16 protein-coding genes are annotated in these 22,096 nt (G+C 58.3%); 13 read left to right on the plus strand and 3 right to left on the minus strand.

Features of this window, described 5'->3' with window-relative positions; all coding sequences use genetic code 11:
- Positions 1-164: 164 nt before the first annotated feature.
- The 11 genes from uvrA to BBAG_RS03795 all read left to right on the plus strand — a co-directional run bounded on the left by uvrA (position 165) and on the right by BBAG_RS03795 (position 14,727).
- On the plus strand, positions 165-3,158 hold the full coding sequence (gene uvrA / locus BBAG_RS03745; RefSeq protein ID WP_003826261.1) for an excinuclease ABC subunit UvrA: 2,994 nt from the start codon (positions 165-167) through the stop codon (positions 3,156-3,158).
- Entirely contained in the window at positions 3,155-5,461 is a 2,307-nt protein-coding gene (gene uvrC, locus BBAG_RS03750) for an excinuclease ABC subunit UvrC (protein WP_003826263.1), read from the plus strand. Before uvrA ends, uvrC begins: the two co-directional genes overlap by 4 nt.
- Before the next feature lie 76 nt (positions 5,462-5,537).
- Positions 5,538-6,479, plus strand: coding sequence for a shikimate dehydrogenase family protein (locus BBAG_RS03755; protein ID WP_193352301.1), 942 nt, complete (start codon positions 5,538-5,540; stop codon positions 6,477-6,479).
- Complete coding sequence (rapZ, locus tag BBAG_RS03760; RefSeq protein ID WP_003826268.1) at positions 6,479-7,435, plus strand: RNase adapter RapZ; 957 nt, start codon at positions 6,479-6,481, stop codon at positions 7,433-7,435. Before BBAG_RS03755 ends, rapZ begins: the two co-directional genes overlap by 1 nt.
- Before the next feature lie 180 nt (positions 7,436-7,615).
- Complete coding sequence (gene whiA, locus BBAG_RS03765; protein WP_003826269.1) at positions 7,616-8,563, plus strand: DNA-binding protein WhiA; 948 nt, start codon at positions 7,616-7,618, stop codon at positions 8,561-8,563.
- 125 nt (positions 8,564-8,688) lie between these two features.
- Complete coding sequence (locus tag BBAG_RS03770) at positions 8,689-9,894, plus strand: phosphoglycerate kinase (protein ID WP_003826271.1); 1,206 nt, start codon at positions 8,689-8,691, stop codon at positions 9,892-9,894.
- Between the two features lie 94 nt (positions 9,895-9,988).
- Complete coding sequence (gene tpiA, locus BBAG_RS03775) at positions 9,989-10,783, plus strand: triose-phosphate isomerase (protein ID WP_003826273.1); 795 nt, start codon at positions 9,989-9,991, stop codon at positions 10,781-10,783.
- Positions 10,784-10,881: 98 nt separating this feature from the next.
- Positions 10,882-11,130 (plus strand): preprotein translocase subunit SecG, encoded by a 249-nt coding sequence (gene secG, locus BBAG_RS03780; protein ID WP_003826276.1) that lies wholly within the window; start codon positions 10,882-10,884, stop codon positions 11,128-11,130.
- 87 nt (positions 11,131-11,217) lie between these two features.
- Entirely contained in the window at positions 11,218-12,168 is a 951-nt protein-coding gene (locus tag BBAG_RS03785; protein ID WP_033508169.1) for an L-lactate dehydrogenase, read from the plus strand.
- On the plus strand, positions 12,168-13,022 hold the full coding sequence (locus tag BBAG_RS03790) for an HAD family hydrolase (RefSeq protein ID WP_003826281.1): 855 nt from the start codon (positions 12,168-12,170) through the stop codon (positions 13,020-13,022). The genes BBAG_RS03785 and BBAG_RS03790 overlap by 1 nt, the downstream gene beginning before the upstream one ends.
- 172 nt (positions 13,023-13,194) lie before the next feature.
- The gene (locus BBAG_RS03795; protein ID WP_003826283.1) at positions 13,195-14,727 is read left to right on the plus strand and encodes an aminotransferase class I/II-fold pyridoxal phosphate-dependent enzyme; all 1,533 of its coding nucleotides are present in this window, start codon (positions 13,195-13,197) and stop codon (positions 14,725-14,727) included.
- A gap of 250 nt (positions 14,728-14,977) precedes the next feature.
- On the opposite strand, the gene tal is transcribed toward BBAG_RS03795, so the two are convergent.
- The gene (gene tal / locus BBAG_RS03800; RefSeq protein ID WP_003826288.1) at positions 14,978-16,081 is read right to left on the minus strand and encodes a transaldolase; all 1,104 of its coding nucleotides are present in this window, start codon (positions 16,079-16,081) and stop codon (positions 14,978-14,980) included.
- An 88-nt stretch (positions 16,082-16,169) separates the two neighbouring features.
- Positions 16,170-18,278, minus strand: a complete 2,109-nt coding sequence (tkt, locus tag BBAG_RS03805) for a transketolase (protein ID WP_047750094.1) — start codon at positions 18,276-18,278, stop codon at positions 16,170-16,172.
- A gap of 257 nt (positions 18,279-18,535) precedes the next feature.
- Here tkt and hrcA point away from each other — a divergent pair, with 257 nt between their 5' ends.
- Positions 18,536-19,705 (plus strand): heat-inducible transcriptional repressor HrcA, encoded by a 1,170-nt coding sequence (hrcA, locus tag BBAG_RS03810; RefSeq protein ID WP_033508167.1) that lies wholly within the window; start codon positions 18,536-18,538, stop codon positions 19,703-19,705.
- A gap of 59 nt (positions 19,706-19,764) precedes the next feature.
- Entirely contained in the window at positions 19,765-20,907 is a 1,143-nt protein-coding gene (gene dnaJ / locus BBAG_RS03815; protein ID WP_003826294.1) for a molecular chaperone DnaJ, read from the plus strand.
- 112 nt (positions 20,908-21,019) lie between these two features.
- Here the strand turns inward: dnaJ and BBAG_RS03820 are convergent, their stop codons facing one another.
- Complete coding sequence (locus BBAG_RS03820) at positions 21,020-21,934, minus strand: undecaprenyl-diphosphate phosphatase (protein ID WP_003826296.1); 915 nt, start codon at positions 21,932-21,934, stop codon at positions 21,020-21,022.
- Positions 21,935-22,096 lie beyond the last annotated feature (162 nt).

The raw sequence follows: 22,096 nt of genomic DNA on the forward strand, positions 1-22,096 counted from the left end.
AGAAAGACGAATGATGTTGTAAGGCCGCCCATGGGGGCGGCCTTACGGCGTTTAGGCATACCATGGAGCCGCAACGCCGCAGGCGAACATCTGTTCGAAAAAACCGTTGGATTGAGGTATTCTAAGTCAAGCACAGCGAACGCTCAACGTATGAGGAGACGTGTATGGCCAGATCAAACGGTGGTAGCCACGGCAGGAACGGTGAAGTCGTCGTTGAAAAAGTGATGACCAGCGACTCCTTTCTTTCCAGGGAGATAGCGAAGGCTCCGCTTGTGGAACGCAACGGCTGCCTTGTAGCGGATATCTCGCATATCCCCAATGATCTGAAGATCACCATTCAAGGCGCGCGAGAGCATAATCTCAAGAATGTGGATCTGTCCATTCCCCGGAACCGTATGGTGGTGTTCACCGGCTTGTCCGGCTCGGGGAAATCCTCGCTGGCGTTCGATACTTTGTTCGCCGAAGGGCAGCGCCGTTATGTCGAGTCGTTGTCGGCCTATGCACGCCAGTTCCTTGGCCAGATGGACAAGCCGGATGTCGATTTCATCGAAGGACTGTCGCCGGCGGTGTCCATCGATCAGAAGACCACCAATCGTAATCCGCGCTCCACGGTCGGCACCATCACCGAGATCTATGATTATCTGCGATTGCTGTTCGCGCGTACCGGCGTACCGCATTGCCCCGAATGCGGTGAGCTGGTGCAGGCGCAGACCCCGCAGCAGATCGTGGATACCCTGCTTGCCAAGCCGGAACGCACACGATTCCAGATTCTTGCGCCCGTGGTCAAAGGTCGTAAGGGTGAATTTGTGGACATGCTCGAGCTGCTGCGTTCCGACGGCTACGCCCGTGCACTGATCGACGGCAAGATGTGCCAGCTGTCCGACGATATCAAACTTGCGAAGACCCGTAAGCACACCATCGAAGTCGTGGTGGACCGCCTGGTGGTCAAAGATGGTGTGCGCCAGCGGCTTACCGATTCCGTCGAAACCGCGTTGCGTCTCGCCAACGGCAGCATCGTCATCGACTACGTGGACGAGGAGGAAGGCAGTGCGGCGCGGCGGCAGCCATTCTCCGAACACCGTTGCTGCCCTAACGGCCATACGCTTGAACTGGACGAGATCGAGCCGCGCACGTTCTCCTTCAACGCACCGTATGGCGCCTGCCCGGTGTGCACCGGCCTTGGTTTCAAATTGGAGATCGATCCGGAACTCGTCATCGCCGACCCCGACAAGTCGTTGAATGAGGGTGTCATCGAGCCGTGGTCGAATACCAAGATGACGTCCCAGTATTATCGGCATGTGCTTGAAGGCTTGGCTGAAGACATGGGCTTCTCCATGGACACCCCGTGGAAGGATCTGCCGGAGAACGTACGGCATGACATCCTGTTCGGTCATGATTTCAAGGTCAACGTCTCCTATCGCAATCGTTGGGGGCGTCTGCGCGAATACTCCACCGGTTTTGAGGGAGTGGTACGCACATTGATGCGTCGCCATGAGGAAACCGATTCCGAGGCGATGAAGCAGTACTACGAGTCCTACATGCGTGAGGTGCCGTGCCAGGAGTGCAAGGGGCGCAGACTCAAGCCCGAAGTGCTGGCCATCACCGTCGACGGGAAGTCCATTTTCGATGTGTGCGATATGCCCGTGGTGCGGGAATTGGAATGGGTGCGTGGCCTGAAGCTCACCGGCTCCGCGGCGTTGATCGCGGGCGAGGTGCTCAAGGAGATCAAGGCGCGTCTTGGCTTCCTGAACGATGTCGGTCTTGATTATCTGACGCTGTCGCGTGCCGCAGCCACGCTGTCCGGCGGCGAAGCGCAGCGTATCCGTCTTGCCACGCAGATCGGCTCCGGTCTGGTCGGCGTGATGTATGTGCTGGATGAACCGTCCATCGGATTGCATCAGCGTGATAACGAGCGTCTGATCGAGACGCTGCATCATCTGCGGGATCTCGGCAATACGCTTATCGTCGTCGAACATGATGAGGATACGATTCGTGAGGCCGATTGGCTGGTCGACATTGGACCGGGCGCCGGCGAACATGGCGGTGAGGTCGTCTATTCCGGCCCTGCCAAGCAGTTGACGAGGGCCAAGCGATCGATTACCGGAGACTATATCGCCCATCGGCGTGAGATTGCGGTGCCGAAGCGTCGCCGTAAGGTGCGTAAGACCGCGCAGCTGCGCGTGGTCGGTGCACGCGAAAACAACTTGAAGAACATCAATGTCAATTTCCCGCTTGGTGTTTTCACCGTTGTCTCCGGCGTCTCCGGATCCGGCAAGTCGTCGCTGGTCAACACGATTCTGTACCCCGTTCTGGCCGACAGGCTCAACGGTGCGCGCATTGTACCGGGCAAGCATACGCGTGTGGAAGGCCTCGACCAGGTGAAGAAGGTCATCCACGTCGATCAGAACCCCATCGGGCGTACGCCTCGTTCGAATCCGGCCACATACACCGGCGTATGGGATAAGATCCGCGCCCTGTTCGCCAAAACGCCAGAGGCCCAGGTGCGTGGCTATGGCCCCGGCCGCTTCAGCTTCAATGTCAAGGGCGGGCGCTGCGAGGCCTGCCATGGCGATGGCACATTGAAGATCGAAATGAACTTCCTGCCCGACGTCTACGTGGAATGCGAAACCTGCCACGGCAAGCGCTATAACCGTGAGACCCTCGAAGTGACGTACAACGGCAAAACCGTTGCAGACATCCTCGACATGCCCATCGAGGAGGCCGCCGAGTTCTTCAAGGCGTACACCGGCATCTCGCGTTATCTGAACACGCTTGTGGATGTCGGGCTCGGCTATATTCGTCTCGGTCAGCCTGCCCCGACGCTTTCCGGCGGTGAATCGCAGCGCGTCAAGCTTGCCACCGAACTGCAGCGACGTTCCGATGGCAAAACCGTGTATATACTCGACGAACCGACCACCGGTCTGCACTTCGAAGACGTCAATAAGCTGCTCAAGGTATTGCAGGGACTGGTCGATAAGGGCAATACGGTTATCGTCATCGAGCACAACCTCGATGTGATCAAATCCGCCGACTGGGTGATCGATCTTGGACCGGAAGGCGGCGACGGCGGCGGCACGGTCATTGCCGAGGGCACGCCTGAGCAGATTGCCCAGTGTGAGGGATCCTGGACCGGTAAGTTCCTGAAAACGATGCTATGAGTTCGATATTTGAGAAACACAGTCCCGACGAATGGCAAAAGACGGCCTCGGCCTTGCTGCATGAGCAGCGGAGTCAGCGCCCAGGAACCGAGGAAGGCAGGGGAGTGAATAGGAACGGTGCGCCCCTGCTGGGTGACACGCGTGATCTGTTCCGGCCGAAGACCTCCGATATTCCGGCCGAGCCGGGCGTCTATAAATGGCGCGATGGCGAAGGGCGTGTCATCTATGTCGGCAAGGCGAAGAACCTGCGCAATCGTCTGACCAATTATTTCCAGCCGCTGTATCAGCTGCATCCACGCACGCAGACCATGGTGCTTACCGCCCGCAGTTTGGAATGGACCGTGGTCGGTAGCGAGCTGGAATCGCTGACATTGGAATATACGTGGATCAAGGAGTTCGATCCACGGTTCAATGTGCAGTTCAAGGATGATAAGACCTACCCGTATCTGGCGGTGTCCATCGGCCAGGATTATCCACGCGTATGGGTGACGCGCAGTCGCAACCGCAGGGATAGCAGGTATTTCGGCCCGTATGCCAAGGTGTGGCCGATGCGGCATAGTCTTGACGCGCTGCTGCGCACCTTCCCTGTCCGCACCTGCAACAACAACGCGTTCCATAAGGCCGAGCTGACAAATCGTCCATGTCTGCTTGCATCCATCGGCAAATGCTCTGCGCCATGTGTCGGGCGTATCGGCAAGGCGGAGCATCGTCGCATGGTCGAGCAGCTGGTGGGGGTGATGACCGGGCGTATTGGCAAATCCTATATCGCGCAACTCACCCGCGACATGAAGTCGGCCAGTGCCGACCTGGAATTTGAGAAGGCCGCGCGTCTGCGCGACGAGATCCAGCTGTTGTCCACGGTGGTGCAAAGCAATGCCGTGGTGATGGACGATCAGGTCGACGCCGACGTATTCGGATTCGCCACCGATGAGCTTGAGGCATCCGCGCATGTCTTCTTCGTTCGTGCGGGTTCGATTCGCGGCGAGCGTAATTGGAGCGTCGAACGCGTCGAGGACATCGATGATGCCGATCTTATGGCCGATCTTATGGTGCGTGTGTATGCGGAGTCTGTCGGTGCTGACGAATCGGGATTTTCCACTGTCGACGCCGGCACGCGTATCGTCACATCGCGAGATGCGCTGGCGCCTACGCAGACGGTTACCGCTACGGATGCCGTATCCCGTGCGCAGGCAACACGCGAACGGAACCAGCGGCAGGAACAGACGGGGCGTGCCGATCTGCTGGCGCCGGTGGCTCCCGTGCCACGTGAGGTCATCGTTCCCATTGAACCGAATCGGCGCGAGGAGATCGAACAGTGGCTGACGGACTTGCGTGGGGGAACGGTATCGATACGTGTCGCCGTGCGCGGTGATAAGAAACAGCTCATGGATCGTGCGAACGAGAACGCCTCACAGGCGTTGCAGCGTGCGAAGATGAGTCGTGTCAGCGATATGGGCGCCCGCACACGCGCCATGAACGAGGTGGCGGAGGCCTTGGGTTTGGAGGAGGCGCCGCTGCGTATCGAGTGCTACGACATCTCGAACACGGTGGGCGGTGCATTCCAGGTTGCCTCCATGGTGGTGTTCGAGGACGCGGTCGCGAAGAAAAGCGAATATCGGCGTTTCGCCATACGAGGCGATGACGGCAAGGGTGCGCTCGATGATCTTTCCGCATTGTATGAGACTCTGACCCGACGATTCCGCCACGGCAATATCGCAGGCGATTCGGGGGAAAGCATGGAGGCGGAGCGTGCGGTTGCCGGCGCTACCGGTGGCACGAAGGCCGGGCAAGACGGTCTGGATGATGAAGCGGAGGTCGTGCGACAGAATCCGGATCGGCGTCATTTCGCCTATAAGCCGAATCTTGTGGTGGTCGATGGCGGCAAGCCGCAGGCCATGGCCGCGGCGAAGGCCCTTAAGGATTGTGGGGTCACGGATGTCGCGGTCTGCGGACTGGCCAAGCGTCTCGAAGAGGTCTGGGTCCCCGACGATGACTATCCGATTATTCTCAAGCGTCAGTCCGAGGGAATGTATCTTCTGCAGCGCGTACGTGACGAGTCACACCGATTCGCCATCACCTATCATCGTCAGATGAGAAGGAAGGGCTCGCTGCGCAGTGCGCTTGACGGCATCCCCGGTATCGGCGAGCAGTATCAGAAACGTCTGCTTGCGCAGTTCGGTTCCGTCAAGGCCATGCGTTCGGCCAGCGTCGAGGATTTCGAAGCGGTCAGGGGCATCGGACATGCCAAGGCGCAGGCGTTGTATGATGCTCTGCATGCCGGTGAATCGGCTGATGATCGCTGAGGGGCGAACGGCGGCACGGTATGGGCGTGTGGTGACGCTACCATGGAGGCAGAGAGAAGGAGATAAGGGTATGACCATTATCAACCATCGCTGTGCCGTACTGGGCAAGCCCATCGCGCATTCGTTGTCGCCGGTGCTGCATAATGCGGCGTACCGTGCTATGGGTCTTGACGATTGGCATTACGGCAAATACGAGGTGGGCGAAGGCGATCTCGAGGGGTTTCTGCGGTCTCTTGATCCCCAGTGGGCCGGGTTGAGCCTGACCATGCCGTTGAAAAAGACGATTCAGCCGTATGGGGAACCGTCGAACATGTGGGCGAAGGAGCTCAATGTCGCCAATACCGTCGTGTTCGACTGGGCAGCCCCGCATCCCTCAGGTATTTCCGGTATTCCGGCGATCAGGCTGTACAACACCGATGTGCTGGGCATCCAACTTGCCTTCGAGCACGCCTATGGGGTTCGTGGGGTTGTCATCCCAGGCGATCGATCGAGAGAGGCCGTCATTATCGGCAACGGCAACACGGCGACCTCGGCGCTGGCCGCCTGCACGATGATGCCGGATATCGGCCATGTGACGGTCATGGCCCGCCATCCGGGCAAGAATCCCGATCTCGAACCGTTGGCGCGCAAATTCCTGCCGGGCGAGCACCCCATCGATATCGTCGGCATGGACGATGCCGTTGGCGTGCTGAGCAAGGCGGATGTCGTCATCAACACCATTCCCGGTCATGCGGCCGACGGCATCGCCCAGGAACTGTCTGATGCCGTCTCGTCCGTGACGGGAACATTGCTGGATGTCGTGTATGATCCGCGTCCCACCGATCTGATGAAAGCCTGGAAGGGGCACGGCGGTGCGATCATAGGCGGTGAGGAGATGCTGCTGTACCAGGCCATGATCCAGGTGTGGCTGATGACCGGCGTATGGGATGGTGACCCGCCGAGTGAGGCAATGGATGATTCGAAACGTGACAGTGCGCTGGAATCGGCCATGCGCAAAGCGCTAGAGGAGGCGTTGTGATGAACGATGGGTTCACGAATGCGATGCAGCCAACCATCAGCGAGGCGAATCTGCCTGCGCCGGCCAGCACATTCGAAGTGCTGCTTATCACAGGCATGTCGGGGGCTGGGCGTTCCCATGCGGCGGATTGTCTGGAGGATATGGGCTGGTATGTGGTCGATAACCTGCCGCCCAAGCTGTTGGTGCCGCTTGTCGACATGATGACCAATGCGGCCGGGCCTTCGACGAAGGTCTCCGATAACGCCGCCGTCCACAAGTTGGCTGCCGTGATCGATGTGCGTTCCCGCGCCTACTTTGACGATCTGAACGAAGTGCTCAGCCATCTCGACGATCTCGGCGTCCGCACGCGGATCCTGTTCCTTGATGCCAATGACGATGTGCTGGTGACCCGATACGAGAAGGTGAGGCGTCCGCATCCGCTGCAGCACGGCAATAGCCTTATCGACGGCATCAAGGAGGAACGCCAGCTGCTGCAAGGGCTTAAAGAACATGCCGATATGACCATCGACACCTCTCGGTTGAATATCCATCAGCTGTCTACGAAACTGTACGAGGCGATGGTTGGCTCGGGGCCGTCGACGGTGTCCGTTCATATCTTCAGCTTCGGCTTCAAATACGGAACTCCCACGGATGCCGATTTCGTTGCGGATGTGCGGTTCCTGCCCAACCCGTACTGGGTGCCGAGCCTACGTGAGTTGAATGGACAGGATAAGGCGGTGTCCGATTACGTGCTGTCCAGCAGTGGGGCGATGGAATTCCTTGATGCGTACGAGAAGGCGCTGATGATCGCCATCGACGGCTACGCGAAGGAAGACAAGCATTTTGTGACCATTGCGGTCGGGTGCACCGGCGGGCAGCACAGATCCGTGGCAATGAGCGAGGCGTTGGCGAAACGGTTGCGTGCCCATGGGCTTGAGGTCAGTGTTTCCGCGCGTGAGCTGCGTCGCCGCCGTTGACGGTCTCATCGCGCATTGGCAATAATGCTCACATGGCGAGACGAGTGGTTTTAAAATAGCGAAATCTGAGAGAGTCTTGTCCAAGTAGGTCGGTATCACAGAACTTCGGTGAAGTCGTGTGTGATTCCCGCGACAGGTCTGCATAGAGCAATGGAACAGAAGAATTGAGGAGGTCTGCTCTTGGCGTTTATCGATGATGTGAAGAGCGAGCTTGCTGAGCTGGAAGATGAGAAGGTGGACGCCCGTAAGGCGCAGGTCACTACTATGATTCGCTTCGCAGGCGGCTTTATGAATAACGCCCAGAAGCAGATCGTCATGCTTGCCACGTTTGATTCTCTGATTGCGGCTCAGTGGTTGAAGAACAACATCGAAGAGCTGTACAACCTTGAGGCGCATCTTGCCACGTCCACGCGCACCACGCCTAAGGGGACGCATCAGTACCATGTCGTCAAGGTCGAGCGCGGAGCGGTGAACCTTGCTGTCGCCACCGGTCTTATCGACCGCAACAGGGCCGTCCGCGGACTGCCGGCAAAAATCGTGCAGGGTAAGATCGCCCAGGTGCGTGCCGCATGGCGTGGTGCCTTCATGGCCAGAGGAATCCTCTCCGATCTCGGCAAGAATCCCTATATGGAGATCATCTGCCCCAGCAATGAGGCGGCTATGGCGTTGGCCGGCTTGGCTCGGCGTCTCGGCATCACCGCGAAACCGCGTCAGCTCAGCAAATCCTTCCGTGTGACGCTCACCGACCCGGATTCCATCGAGCGTATGCTCAATTCCATGGGCGCAGTGCATTCGTCCCGTGACTGGACCGGAAAACGATCCGATGGCGAAACCCGTTCCAAGGCCAATCGACTGGCCAATTTCGATGATGCGAATATGCGCCGAAGCGCCAAGGCCGCAGCCGAGGCGTGCGACAAGGTTCGTCAGGCCTTCGACATGTTCGAGAAGAATGGCATCGATGTACCGGAGAACCTGCGCGTGGCCGGTAAGCTTCGTCTTGAGCATGGCGATGCCAGCCTTGAAGAGCTGGGGCGTCTTGCCGAACCCCCGATTTCCAAGGACGCCATCGCCGGCCGTATCCGTCGTCTGCTTCAGCTGGCGGAAAAGACATCCCGTTCGCTTTCCTGAACGGTTCAGAAAAATTTTGAGGTAAATCCTCTGTTTCAGGCCCACCCGAGTGGTGGGTCTGTTGTATTATGCGAAGTGGTAAGAACTCGCCGCTTTCCGCGTTACGCGGTTAGGAAAGGATACACATGAAGACACTCAAGGATCTTGGAGATCTCAAGGGCAAGCGCGTTCTGGTTCGCGCTGATTTCAACGTCCCGCTGGACGGCACCACCATCACCGACGACGGTCGCATCAAGGCCGCTCTGCCGACCATCAAGGCCCTGCGCGAAGAAGGCGCCAAGGTCATCCTGATGGCTCACCTCGGCCGTCCGAAGGGCAAGGTCGTTCCGGAGCTGTCCCTGGCTCCGGTTGCCGCTCGCCTTGGCGAACTGCTTGGCGTTGAGGTTCCGCTGGCAGCCGACACCTATGGTGAGGATGCACAGGCCAAGGTCGCCGCAATGAACGACGGTGACGTTGTGCTGCTGCAGAATGTGCGCTTCAACCCGGAGGAGACCAGCAAGGATCCGGAAGAGCGCGCCGCATACGCCAAGAAGATCGCCGCTCTCGGCGAGGCTTTCGTGTCCGATGGCTTCGGTGTCGTGCACCGTGCCCAGGGCTCCAACTACGATGTGGCCGCTGATCTGCCGGCCGCCGCTGGCCTGCTGGTCGAGAAGGAAGTCAAGGCTCTGTCCCGCGCCACCGAGAACCCGGAACGCCCGCTGACCGTTGTGCTTGGCGGTTCCAAGGTCTCCGACAAGCTCGGCGTGATCGACAACCTGCTGGACAAGGCCAATCGTCTGGTCATCGGCGGCGGCATGGCCTACACCTTCCTCAAGGCCAAGGGCTATGAGGTCGGTACTTCCCTGCTGGAAGAGGATCAGATCGAAACCGTCAAGGGCTACATGGAGCGCGCCGAGAAGAACGGCGTTGAGCTTGTACTGCCGACCGATGTCGTGCTGAACCCGGTCTTCCCGAAGTCCGACGAGGACATCGCTCCGGAAGTCGTGGCAGCCGACGCCATTCCGGCCGACAAGATGGGTCTGGACATCGGCCCGGAGTCTCAGAAGCTGTTCCACGACAAGATCGTCGATTCCAAGACCGTCGTGTGGAACGGCCCGATGGGCGTGTTCGAGGTCCCGACCTTCGCCGAAGGCACCAAGGCCGTGGCACAGGGCCTGGTCGACGCTACTGCCGCCGGCGCATTCACCATTGTCGGTGGCGGCGATTCCGCTTCCGCAGTGCGCAACCTCGGCTTCCCCGAGGACGGCTTCTCCCACATCTCCACTGGTGGCGGCGCTTCCCTCGAGTTCCTTGAAGGCAAGGAACTGCCTGGTCTGAAGGTGCTCGACTGAGAGAACGGTTCTTTCTGGAACCATTGATGTGATTGGTTGAGGGGCGGCTCTGTGAGGAACTGCCCCTCACCCTTTACGATAAGGAGTCGTGCTTATGGTAGCGAAGCGCAAGCCGCTGGTGGCAGGCAACTGGAAGATGAATTTCGATCATCTCGAAGCCACATATTTTGTACAGAAGCTTGCCTGGCTGCTGAGAGATGCGCGATTCAACTATAGGCGTTGCGAGGTCGCGTTATTCCCGTCGTTCACTTCGCTGCGCAGCGTTCAAGTGCTTGTCGAAGCCGACAAGCTGCATATCAAATATGGCGCCCAAGCGGTTTCCGTGACGAATCAGGGTGCCTTCACCGGCGATATCTCGGCTGACATGCTCGCCCACCTCGGATGCACATATGTGATTATCGGCCATTCCGAGCGGAGAAAATACCATCCTGAGGATGATGCCAATATCGTCGATCAGGTACGTGCGGTACTGGCTGCGGGGATGCGTCCGATTCTGTGCGTGGGGGAGAGCTTCGAGGAGCGTCGTCAGGGCATTGAGCTTGATTTCGCGGTCGGTCAGGTGCGTGACGTTACCCGTGATCTGAACGAGGACGAGGCTGCCAAACTGATCGTCGCCTACGAGCCGGTGTGGGCTATCGGCACCGGCATGGTCGCTACGCCGGATTCCGCACAGGATGCCGCACAGGCGATCCGTGCCGATCTCAAAGAGACGTTCCAGTCGAAGGTAGCCGATAGCGTACGTATTCTTTATGGCGGTTCGGTGACTTCGAAAAACGCCGCGGAACTCATCGCGGAGCCTGACGTGGATGGCTTCCTGGTGGGCGGGGCTTCGCTTGACGCAAATGAATTCGCCAAGATATGCCGTATCGCAGACGGGTCGAACGCGTAAGACCGTTCGTTCCCACCATGTAAACCGCAATATGGTCTTCTCAAGACGTTGCGCTATGCTATAGCACAGTTGTATTGAAACCCGGAGGTAATTGACTCGTGACTGCTGTCAAGATCGCACTTGAGATTGTTGTTGTGCTGCTCAGCTGCTTGCTGACGCTGCTTATTCTTATGCATAAGGGCAAGGGCGGCGGCCTCTCCGACATGTTCGGCGGTGGTCTTACTCAGAACGCGGGTACTTCCGGCGTGGCAGAGAAGAATCTGAATCGTTGGACGGTTATTATTGCGCTGCTCTGGGTCGCGATCATCATCGCTCTTGGATTGCTGAGCAAGTTCGGTCTTATCTGAGTCATCCGTGTGCGGCGTCGGTTCATGGTGAATACCATGGGCCGGCGTTTTTGTTTATCCTTGATTTTTTGGGAAAGGGACATCACGATGGTTTCCGTGAACAGTAATAAGGTTGTTGTGGTCGGCACCGGCCAGGTTGGTTCGACCACGGCGTTCAGCATCATCACGCAAGGATTGTGCAATGAGCTGATACTGATCGATCCGGCTCAGAGCAAGGCGATGGGCGAGTGCAGGGATCTTGATGATGGCAGCGAATTTCTGAATCGTCATGTCAAGGTGCGTGTAGGCGACTATTCCGATTGCGGTGACGCCGATGTCGTTGTCATCACCGCTGGTCGTCGCCCGCCGAAGAACGCCGATCGAATGGGGGAGCTGCAATTCACGTTGGGTATCATCGGAGACATCACCGATGGCATCATGTCCAGCGGTTTCGATGGCGTGATCGTGGTGGTGTCCAATCCGGTGGATGTAATCTCATGGTACGTGTGGAAGCGCAGCGGACTGTCACGCACCCAGGTGCTGGGTACCGGAACGGCGCTTGATACCTCTCGACTGAAGACCATTATCGGCGAGGAGACCGGGCTGGACCCGCGTAACGTCGGCGGTTTCGTCATGGGGGAGCATGGTAACTCCCAGTTTGTCCCCTGGTCGGCCGTTTCGCTCGGCGGCAAACCGTTCGCCCAATTCCTTGCCGACAACAGGAATCGGTTCTCTTCCGTTTCCACCGATGATCTGGAATCCAAGACGCGCGATCGCGGCAATGTCATCAAAGATGCCAAAGGCGGAACGAATTTCGGTATCGCTTCCACGGTTGCCGGGATCGTTCAGACGATTCTGTGGGACGAGCGGCGTATTGTTCCCGTCTCCACATTGCTCGACGGCGAATACGGCGAGCATGATGTGTTCCTGGGCGTACCCACCGAGCTACGCGCCAATGGTGCCAACGAGATCGTCGAATTGACATTGACCGATGAAGAGCAAGCCAAGTTGCACCATTCCGCGCAGATCGTGCGCTCGTATTGCGAGGGGCTGCTGTGATGCATAACGCAAAGGCCGGTGATGACCGTATGCCGACATCGATGCTGATCGCCGATCTTGATGGCACGCTGTTGCATGACGCACAGGTATTCGAGGATCGTTTCATCACGCAGCGTTCCATCGATACGATTCGTCGTATGCATGACACAGGGGTGAAGTTCATAGTCGAGACCGCCAGACCGGTGAGTACTGGGTATCGGTTCGTCGAGCAGCTTCCTGTAGATGGCGTGGCGTATCTGAATGGCGCGCTGATTGATATCGACCCGGCACTGTCGGATTACGACATGCTCACGAGTGGGGTGATGCCATCCGACGGACACCTGATGAAAATAGGCTTCTCGTCAGGCCGCGCATGCGAGGTATGCCGATTCCTGTTGGACGAGATGCCGGGATTGAAGATCGGCATCGTGATGGACGATGTGCGGTATACGAATTTCGATGTCAGCGTGTATTGGAAAACACAGACTTGGCGGTATACCGATTTCAAGGATGTTCCCGATGGCATCAGCGATAAGATCATCATGTTTCCGGAGCCCGAGCAGTGGGCTCGTCTGCGTACGCTGATCCCCGCCGATTTCGATGTCCATATTTCCGAAGGATCGTTATGGATGCTGATGAATCCCCAGGCGAACAAGAAGCATGCGCTTGATGTTTTCGCCGACTGCTTCAACGTGCCTGTATCGCGGACGGCGTCCTTCGGTGATGATTTGGTCGATATCGACATGCTTCAACGTTCCGGCAGGGGAGTGGCTGTGGCCAATTCCAATCCGGAGGTTCTGAAGATCGCCGATGAGGTCTGTCCCGCCAATAACGAGGATGGCGTGGCACAGTGGATTGAATCGCGTCTGCTATAGGAAAGCCGTTCGTCATGGTACCGACGTAAGTTCAAAATCGAATGAAATTGAACTTGCGTCGGAACTGTTTGCATAAATGTTACATTCAAGATTGAACTTTTCATAGGACTGTCGGCCGGGCGGTGTTAGACTTTGAACCAGTGTTTCCGTCAAATTGAACTGGAGGGACGGTATGGCTGAAGATTCGTTTGCTGCCCGGCTCAATGAGATCATGGCGCTTCGGGGAATGAAGCAAATTGATTTCGTGCATGAGGCCGAACGGTATGATGTTAAGCTCGGCAAGAGCCATATGAGTCAATACGTGAGCGGCAAGACAGTACCCCGACCAGACATCGCTCATTTTCTTGCCGCAGTGCTGCGGGTGAACGAGCAATGGCTGATGGGAGAGGACGTTCCCATGGAACACGATATCGCCTCATTGCCTGAACGGGATGAGCGGACGAACGAATCGCAGGAAACAACAATGCCGCAATCGGAGGAACATAAGCCAATGCGTACTTTTACCAAATCTCACAAACTCGATAATGTACTCTATGATGTCCGCGGGCCGGTCGTAGACGAGGCGGATCGTATGGAAGCGGCCGGCACTCATATTCTGAAACTCAATATCGGCAACCCGGCTCCCTTCGGATTCCGTACCCCCGACGAAGTGGTATACGATATGGCGCAGCAGCTGTCTGATACGGAGGGGTATTCTCCGTCAAAGGGTCTGTTCACCGCACGCAAGGCGATTATGCAGTATGCCCAGCTGAAGAATCTGCCTAATGTCAGCATCGATGGCATCTATACCGGCAATGGCGTCAGCGAGCTCATCAATCTCAGTATGTCCGCCTTGCTCGATAACGGTGACGAGGTTCTTGTACCGGCGCCGGATTACCCGCTATGGACAGCATGCGTGAACCTGGCCGGAGGCACCGCCGTGCATTATGTCTGTGATGAGGAATCCGAATGGTATCCGGACATCGACGATATGAAGGCCAAGATCACCGATAAGACCAAGGCCATCGTGATCATCAACCCGAACAATCCGACCGGCGCATTGTATCCGAAGGAGGTGCTGGAGCAGATCGTCCAGGTCGCCAGGGAGCATCAGCTCATCATCTTCTCCGATGAGATCTACGATCGCCTGGTTATGGACGGCCTCACCCATACCTCCATTGCGTCTTTGGCACCGGATCTGTTCTGTGTGACGTTCTCCGGGCTGTCCAAGTCCCATATGATTGCTGGATATCGTGTCGGCTGGATGGTGCTCAGCGGTAATAAACGTATAGCGAAGGACTATATCGAGGGGCTGAACATGCTGACCAACATGCGTATCTGCTCGAATGTACCGGCACAGTCGATTGTGCAGACTGCCCTGGGCGGGCATCAGAGCGTGAACGACTATATCGTTCCCGGTGGTCGAATCTATGAACAGCGCAACTACATCTATGAGGCGCTGAATTCCATCCCGGGGGTGTCCGCTAAAAAGCCGAAGGCCGCGTTCTACATCTTCCCGAAAATCGATGTGAAGAAATTCAATATCACCAATGACGAGCAGTTCGCCCTTGATCTGCTTAGGGATGAGCATCTTCTGGTGGTGCACGGCGGCGGGTTCAACTGGAAGAATCCCGATCATTTCCGCGTGGTCTACCTGCCGCGCATCGAAGTGCTTAAGGATGCCATCGGAAAGCTCACCGACTTCCTGGAGTACTACCACCAGTGATATCCATGATTGTATGAGTCGTCGATACCGGTGATCGGACGGACGACAGAAGCGATGGTTCCGTTCCCTACCATGCATCGGTTGGTGGAGTGGAACCACCGCTTTCGTTTGCGCTGACGTGGCATGATCGAACGGTCGCGCTGATGACTGCGTTGAGTCAGCTGTCTGCTACGAAGAATCCCCGCCATCTGATGATGACGGGGATTCTTCTAGCTATATACCGTTGAACGGTGCTGTATCAGCGAATGATTCAGCCGTTGACGCGGTCGATGCCAGCCTGGACGTCAGCGAGAACGGTGTCCCAGGACTTGATGAAGGCGGCAACGCCGTCGGCTTCCAGCTTGTCGGTGACATCCTTGATGTTGATGCCGAGCTCAGCCAGCTTGTCCATGATGGCGTGGGACTCTTCGTAGGTGCCCTGGATGGAGGCAGCGCCGTTGCCGTGATCGGCAAGAGCGTTCAGGGTCTTCTCCGGCATGGTGTTGACGACGAACGGGGCAACCAGCTCGTCGACGTACTTGCAATCGGAGTAGGCGGCGTTCTTGGTGCCGGTGGAGGCCCACAGCGGACGCTGCTTCTTGGCACCCTTGGCTTCGAGCTCAGCCCAGCGCGGATCGTTGGCGAACTTGTTCTCGAACAGTTCGTAAGCGAGACGAGCGTTGGCGACGGCAGCCTTGCCTTCGAGGGCCTTGGCCTCGTCGGAGCCGTTGGCTTCCAGCAGCTTGTCGACGGCGGTGTCCACGCGGGAGACGAAGAAGGAAGCGACGGAGCCGATGTGCTTCAGATCGTGGCCGTTGGCGGCAGCCTGGGCGATGCCCTCGATGTAGGCGTCGATGACCTGCTCATAGCGCTCCAGGGAGAAGATCAGGGTGACGTTCACGGAGATGCCCTTGGCCAGGGTGGCGGTGATGGCCGGCAGGCCTTCGAGGGTTGCCGGGATCTTGATCATGGCGTTCGGACGATCGACCTTAGCCCACAGTTCCTCAGCCTGCTTCTCGGTGGCTTCGGTCTCGTGAGCCAGGCGCGGGTCGACCTCGATGGAGACGCGACCGTCAACGAAGTCGGTCTTCTCGGCGATCTCGCGGAAGATGTCGGTGGCGTTGCGCACGTCGGTGGTGGTGAGTTCGCGTACGGCGGTCTCAACGTCAACCTTGCCCAGTTCCTTCAGCTGCGGGTCGTACGGGCCGACCTCGTGCAGAGCCTTCTGGAAGATGGACGGGTTGGTGGTGACGCCGACGACGTTCTTGTTGGCGATCAGGTCCTGCAGGGAGCCGGACTCGATGCGGGAGCGGGACAGGTCGTCCAGCCAGATGGAAACGCCGGAATCGGACGTGCGCTGAGTTGCTTCAGTCATTTGTTTTTTCTCCTTATATTCCGTTATGGAACAAATCTGTTATATCAGGGGGAGGGACGCCGATATGCTGCGACGTCCCTCCGTGGAATCACTTTGCGGCTTCGACTTCGGCGATGGAGGCCTTGGCGGCTTCCACCACATGCTCAGCGGTGATGCCCAGATCGATCATGTTCTGAGCGCCATCGCCCTGCAGGCCGAACTGCTCGATGGACACCGGCTTGCCGTAGGAGCCGAGGTACTTGTACCACGGCATGGCAACGCCGGCCTCGACGGACACGCGAGCCTTGACGGCGGACGGCAGCACTGCCTCCTTGTATTCGGCGTCCTGCTCCTCGAACCATTCGACGCACGGCACGGACACGACGCGAGCCTTGATGCCCTCGCCGGCCAGAGTCTTGGCAGCGGCCACGGCCCACTGGACTTCGGAACCGGTGGCCATGATGATGACGTCCGGGGTGCCCTCGGTGTCGATGAGCACGTACGCGCCCTTCTTCACGCCGTCCTTGGCCTTCTCGGCGGTCTCGGCGAGCACCGGGACGCCCTGACGGGTCAGAACCATAGCGGTCGGCAGGGTGTTCTTCTTCTCGAAGAAGTAGCGGTAGGCTTCGGCGGTCTCGTATGCGTCGGCCGGACGAGCGACCTCGAGCTGCGGGACGGCGCGGAAGGAAGCCAGGTGTTCGACAGGCTGATGGGTCGGGCCGTCTTCGCCGACTGCGACGGAGTCGTGGGACCACACATACAGGTTCGGAATCTGCATGAGGGCGGCCAGACGTACGGCGGAACGCTCATAGTCGGAGAACATGAAGAAGGTGCCGCCGTACGGACGGGTGTGGGAACCCAGCAGGATGCCGTTGGTGATGGTACCCATGGTGAACTCGCGCACGCCGAAATGCAGCTGACGGCCGTACGGGCTGCAGACCGGCCACTGCTTGGTGGCGCACTTCGCCGGGGCGAAGGTCTCAGCGCCCTTAAGATCGGTCTTGTTGGAACCACCGAGGTCGGCGGAGCCGCCCCAGAGTTCCGGCATGACGGCGGCGATGGCGTTCAGCACGGAGCCGGAGGCGCCACGGGTAGCAATGTTCTTGCCGACTTCGAAGGTGTCCTCGAGATCGTCGAGAGCCTTGTCGAAGCCTTCCGGCAGCTCACCGGCCTTGATGCGGTCGTACAGAGCGGCCTTGTCCGGGTTGGCCTTACGCCATGCGTTGTACTTCTCATCCCATTCCTTGTGGGCTTCCAGGCCACGCTCGGCAACCTTGCGTGCGTGAGCCAGGGCTTCTTCGTCCACATGGAAGGACTCTTCCGGATCGTAGCCGAGGAGTTTCTTGAGGCCGGCGACGGCTTCGGCGCCCAGCTTGGAACCGTGGGAGGAGGGATCGTTGGTCTTGCCCGGAGTCGGCCATGCAATCAGGGTATCGACCTTGATGAGCTTCGGCTGGTTCGGGGCGGCCTTCTGAGCCTTGGCGATGGTGTCGGCCAGGCCCTCGACGTCCTCCTTGTAGGAGCCGTCGGGCTGGATGAAGCTGAACTCGTCGGTGTACCAGCCGTAGGCCTGGAAACGCTTGAGCACGTCTTCGGCCAGCACCAGGTTGGTATCGCCTTCGATCTGGATGCGGTTGGCATCGAAGATCACGGTCAGGTTGCCGAGCTCCTGGTTGGCGGCAAGGGATGCAGCTTCGCCGGAGATACCCTCTTCGATATCGCCTTCGCCGCAGATGACCCAGATCTTGTGATCGAACGGGGATTCGCCTGCCGGGGCCTCCGGGTCGAGCAGACCGCGCTGGTAGCGCTGGCCGTAGGCGAAGCCGATGGCGGAAGCGAAGCCCTGGCCCAGCGGGCCGGTGGTCATTTCGATGCCGGGGGTCAGACCGTATTCAGGATGGCCCGGAGTACGGGTGGCAGCGCCGCCACGGAAGTTCTTCAGGTCGTCCAGGGTCAGGCCATAGCCGGAGAAGTAGAGCTGAACGTACTGGGTGAGGGAGGCATGACCGCCGGAAAGAATGAAACGGTCGCGGCCTTCCCAGTTGGGATCGTTCGGATCATGCTTGATGAAGTGCTGATACAGCGTGTAGGCAATCGGCGCCAGAGAAACGGGGGAGCCGGGGTGGCCGTGTCCCGCACGTTCAACCGCGTCAGCAGAGAGGACCTTGGCCATCTTGATGGCACGCTCGTCGAGCTCGGTCTCCTTGAATTCGGTCATGGATTACTTTCCTTCCAATTGGTCGGGCCGCGTATCCGGCTTGTGCCGGGCGCATGACGCCCTCACATTGCGGTTCCTATGCTAGCGTCGCGATGCGACGTTACGTGCAATATCGTGCATTATTTGGCGTGTTTTGGTAATTCATGTTCTGTTAGCGTTCTCGTTTGTGGCGTACTTCGCTGCGAACGAACTTTTCCGTATGGCAGTGAAAAAGTTCGCTTACAATGAACGATGGTTTATGTACTGAGGAGGTATGCATGCAGCAATCACGCAGACTGTTGGTGCTGCGTGCCGTCGTCGAGGATTACATTCGTTCGCAGGAACCCGTCGGCTCGAATGCGATTGCCCGCAAGCATGATCTTGGCGTGAGCTCGGCTACGGTGCGTAACGACATGGCCGCGCTGGAGGATGAGGGGTATCTTACCCAGCCTCACACTTCGGCCGGTCGTGTGCCCACGGAAAAAGGGTATCGGTATTTCGTGGATCAGCTGGCCACGGTGGTGCCGCTTTCCGAAGCGCAGCGTCGTGGTATCGGGGAGTTCCTGTCGGGATCGGCAAATCTGCAGGATACCTTGCAGCGAGCTGCCCGCCTTCTTGCTCAGATTACCGGTCAGGTTGCCGTGATCGCCTCGCCGTCGCTGTCGAAATCGACGTTACGCCATGTGGAGCTTGTGCCGGTTTCTATGAATGTATTGCTTGCCGTGGTGGTCACCGATACCGGCAGGGTCGCACAGCATACCTTGCAGGTATCGGTTATGCCGTCGTCGGACGCCATCGCGCGTTTCACCGAGGCGTTGAACGCGGCATGTTCCGAACTGTCGTTCGCACAGGCCGCGCAGCGGATGCAATCGTTGGAGAACGATCAGCGCTTCATCGGATTCAAGGCATTGACGATGCAATTGGAGCATGCGTTCGTTTCGATGGCCGACGATGAGAACGCCAGCGAGTTATATATGTCCGGGGCCTCGCATCTGGCCCATCAGCATTCGGCTGCTGATATGGCTCCACTGTTCGATGCGCTTGAGGAGCAGGTGGTTCTTATGAAGCTGATGAGCGCATTGAGCGAGGAGTCGCTTCGGGGCGATGGCGTCAATGTCGCCATCGGGTCGGAAACCCATACGCCGGGATTGCTGAACGCCGCCGTGGTGACCAGTGGGTACGGTCATGCGGGTCATACGGGAGCGGCCGTTGCCGAAACGCCCGGGGACGAGAACGGTGTGGCGGAGCACTCCGATAAGCGTGATGACGTCGATGGCGAAACATCGCAGTCGACCATGACCGCGGTCCATGACGCCACGGGCGATCCGGTGGCCTTCGTCGGTTCGATCGGCCCGACCCACATGGATTATGCGACCACCATCTCCGCGGTACATGCCGTTGCGAGGTATCTGACGTCCTTTCTGGCGCATGAGGAACTGGGCAAGTGACCTTGCCTTGTGACAGAATTACCCGCTAGCAACCGAAAAGAGCAAAGGAACTGAGTAGAGTGGCAGACTATTACGAGGTACTGGGCGTTGACCGCAACGCAAGCGAGGATGAGATCAAGAAGGCCTATCGCAAGATGAGCCGTAAATACCATCCCGATATCGCCGGCCCGGAATTCGAGGACAAGTTCAAAGAGGTCAACAACGCCTACGAGGTGTTGGGCAATGCCGAGAAGCGCCGCATGTACGATTCCGGCGTCGACCCGAACAACCCGAATGCCGGTGGGTTCGGCGGCGGCTTCGATATGGGCGATATGGGCGATGTGTTCAGCTCGTTCTTCGGTGGTTCGTTCGGGGGATCCCAAGGTCCTGTTCCGCGTATGCAGCCGGGCCGTGATGCCCTGGCCAGCATGACCATTGAGCTGAAGACCGCGGTATTCGGTGGTACCGAGCAGGTGCGCGTCAACACGTTTATTCTGTGTCCGCAATGTTCCGGCACCGGTTCAGCCGATGGTTCCAAGCCCACTCCATGCCCCGACTGCCAGGGGCAGGGTATGCGACAGAAGGTTGTACGCACCATGCTCGGCCAGATGATGACCACGGCGCCGTGCGAACGTTGCGAGGGGCACGGCAATATCATCACCAACCCGTGTGCTTCCTGCATGGGGCACGGTCGTGTGCGCACCACACGAAGCATCGGCGTGCATGTGCCGGCTGGCATTCGCGACGACTCCCGTATTCGCTTGGCAAGTCAAGGCGAAGTGGGTGAATGCGGTGGTGCCGCAGGCGACCTGTATGTGGACATTCATATCAAGGCCGACAAGCAGTTCACTCGTGATGGCGACGATTTGCACTGCTGGGTACGCGTGCCGATGAGCTGGGCGGTGCTTGGCCACGAGATCGACATCGAAACGTTCGATGGCACCAAGAACCTGGAGGTGCCGGCGGGCTGCCAGCCGGAAGACACCGTAACGCTCAAGGGGCTTGGCGCAGGGCGCATGCGTGACGATGGCGAGCGTGGCGATCTGGTGGTGCATGTCGCTGTGGAGATCCCGACCAAGCTTTCCGATGACGAACGCGAATTGATGGAGCGGTTCGCCGATTCCCATGATGCCGATGCAAGCCATGTCGCACAAAGCTCTCGTCCTGCTGCCGCAAAGGGCAAGAAGGGGTTTTTCTCTAAGCTGAAGGATGCGTTGGGCTGAGATCGCCGTATGGGCCTGAATGCCGTGCGTTATAAGGTGTGCGGGCATGACAATGAATAGGGGGCCTCCCGCCGACTAGCGGGAGGCCCCCTATTCATTGTCTATGAAAAGCTCATCCTGCCATGGATGGGTCGATGGCAGGCAGTTTGCCGGTGATAAGCAGCAATGCGACGATTACGGCAAGTACAATGCGGTAAATGGCGAATGCCTTATAGGAGAAGGAGCTGACGAACTTCAGGAAGGCGATGATCACGATATACCCGATGAAGAACGCTACAATGGTTGCGGCAATGGTGGCGCCCCAGCCGGGGAAGGCTCCGATTGCGGCGCAGGCGTCGGCGGCTTTGGTCGCGGAGCATGCGCTGACGTCCTTCACCGCTGATACCGCTTCAAGAATACCTGCGCCGAATACGGCAGGAATGGCCATCAGGAAGCTGGTGCGTACTGCGGCTTCACGGGTATAGCCCATAGCGCGGCCGAAGGTGATGGTACCGCCGGAACGGGAAACGCCTGGAATAAGGGCGAGCATCTGTCCTACACCGAAAATCAGCGCGTCTTTGGCGGTCATGTCGTCCATTGTCTTGATCTGCTTGGATCGGGAATCGAACACCCACAGCAGCACGCCGAAGAGGGCAAGCACGGTGACGGTAATCCACAGGTTCCTCAGTGTCGTTTCGATGACATCCTTGAACAGCAGACCGGCGACCAGAATCGGCAATGTGCCGATAATGATGAACCAGCCCATCTGGGTGTCCCTGTTATGCGCACCGAGGCGTGATTTCCAGTCCTTGCCTTCCTTGCCGAATAGCGAGCCGAACCATGATCCCAGAATGCGGATGATGTCGCGTCGATAGTACAGGATCACCGCCAGTTCGGTGCCGATCTGGATGATGGCGGTGAATGCGGCTCCAGGGTCGCGGCCGATCATCAGGTCGCCGACGATGCGGATATGTGCGCTGGATGAAACGGGCAGGTATTCGGTCAGCGCCTGCACGAGTCCAAGAAAAATCGCTTGGAAAAAATTCATGATGTCGTTATATTCCCTAGTTCACTTCCGTGAATTATGAATGGTTACTGGTATTGACTGTTGCCACTTTACTCAGCGAATGCCACCAGGCGTAACTTTTGCCCATATCGTTCCGATTGTCTTACGCGATGCACACAATAAGGCCATCGACCGTTCAGAAAA

The sequence above is a fragment of the Bifidobacterium angulatum DSM 20098 = JCM 7096 genome, from assembly GCF_001025155.1.
Lineage (GTDB): Bacteria > Actinomycetota > Actinomycetes > Actinomycetales > Bifidobacteriaceae > Bifidobacterium > Bifidobacterium angulatum.

What these genes read in the sequence shown, in the direction of transcription:
- hrcA (WP_033508167.1), top strand. Translation starts at nt 18,536, where the DNA reads ATGCAGCAATCACGCAGACTGTTGGTGCTGCGTGCCGTCGTCGAGGAT.
- BBAG_RS03790 (WP_003826281.1), top strand. Translation starts at nt 12,168, where the DNA reads ATGCATAACGCAAAGGCCGGTGATGACCGTATGCCGACATCGATGCTG.
- tal (WP_003826288.1), bottom strand. Translation starts at nt 16,081, where the DNA reads ATGACTGAAGCAACTCAGCGCACGTCCGATTCCGGCGTTTCCATCTGG.
- rapZ (WP_003826268.1), top strand. Translation starts at nt 6,479, where the DNA reads ATGAACGATGGGTTCACGAATGCGATGCAGCCAACCATCAGCGAGGCG.
- uvrC (WP_003826263.1), top strand. Translation starts at nt 3,155, where the DNA reads ATGAGTTCGATATTTGAGAAACACAGTCCCGACGAATGGCAAAAGACG.
- tkt (WP_047750094.1), bottom strand. Translation starts at nt 18,278, where the DNA reads ATGACCGAATTCAAGGAGACCGAGCTCGACGAGCGTGCCATCAAGATG.
- BBAG_RS03795 (WP_003826283.1), top strand. Translation starts at nt 13,195, where the DNA reads ATGGCTGAAGATTCGTTTGCTGCCCGGCTCAATGAGATCATGGCGCTT.
- tpiA (WP_003826273.1), top strand. Translation starts at nt 9,989, where the DNA reads ATGGTAGCGAAGCGCAAGCCGCTGGTGGCAGGCAACTGGAAGATGAAT.
- BBAG_RS03770 (WP_003826271.1), top strand. Translation starts at nt 8,689, where the DNA reads ATGAAGACACTCAAGGATCTTGGAGATCTCAAGGGCAAGCGCGTTCTG.
- uvrA (WP_003826261.1), top strand. Translation starts at nt 165, where the DNA reads ATGGCCAGATCAAACGGTGGTAGCCACGGCAGGAACGGTGAAGTCGTC.
- BBAG_RS03820 (WP_003826296.1), bottom strand. Translation starts at nt 21,934, where the DNA reads ATGAATTTTTTCCAAGCGATTTTTCTTGGACTCGTGCAGGCGCTGACC.
- BBAG_RS03785 (WP_033508169.1), top strand. Translation starts at nt 11,218, where the DNA reads ATGGTTTCCGTGAACAGTAATAAGGTTGTTGTGGTCGGCACCGGCCAG.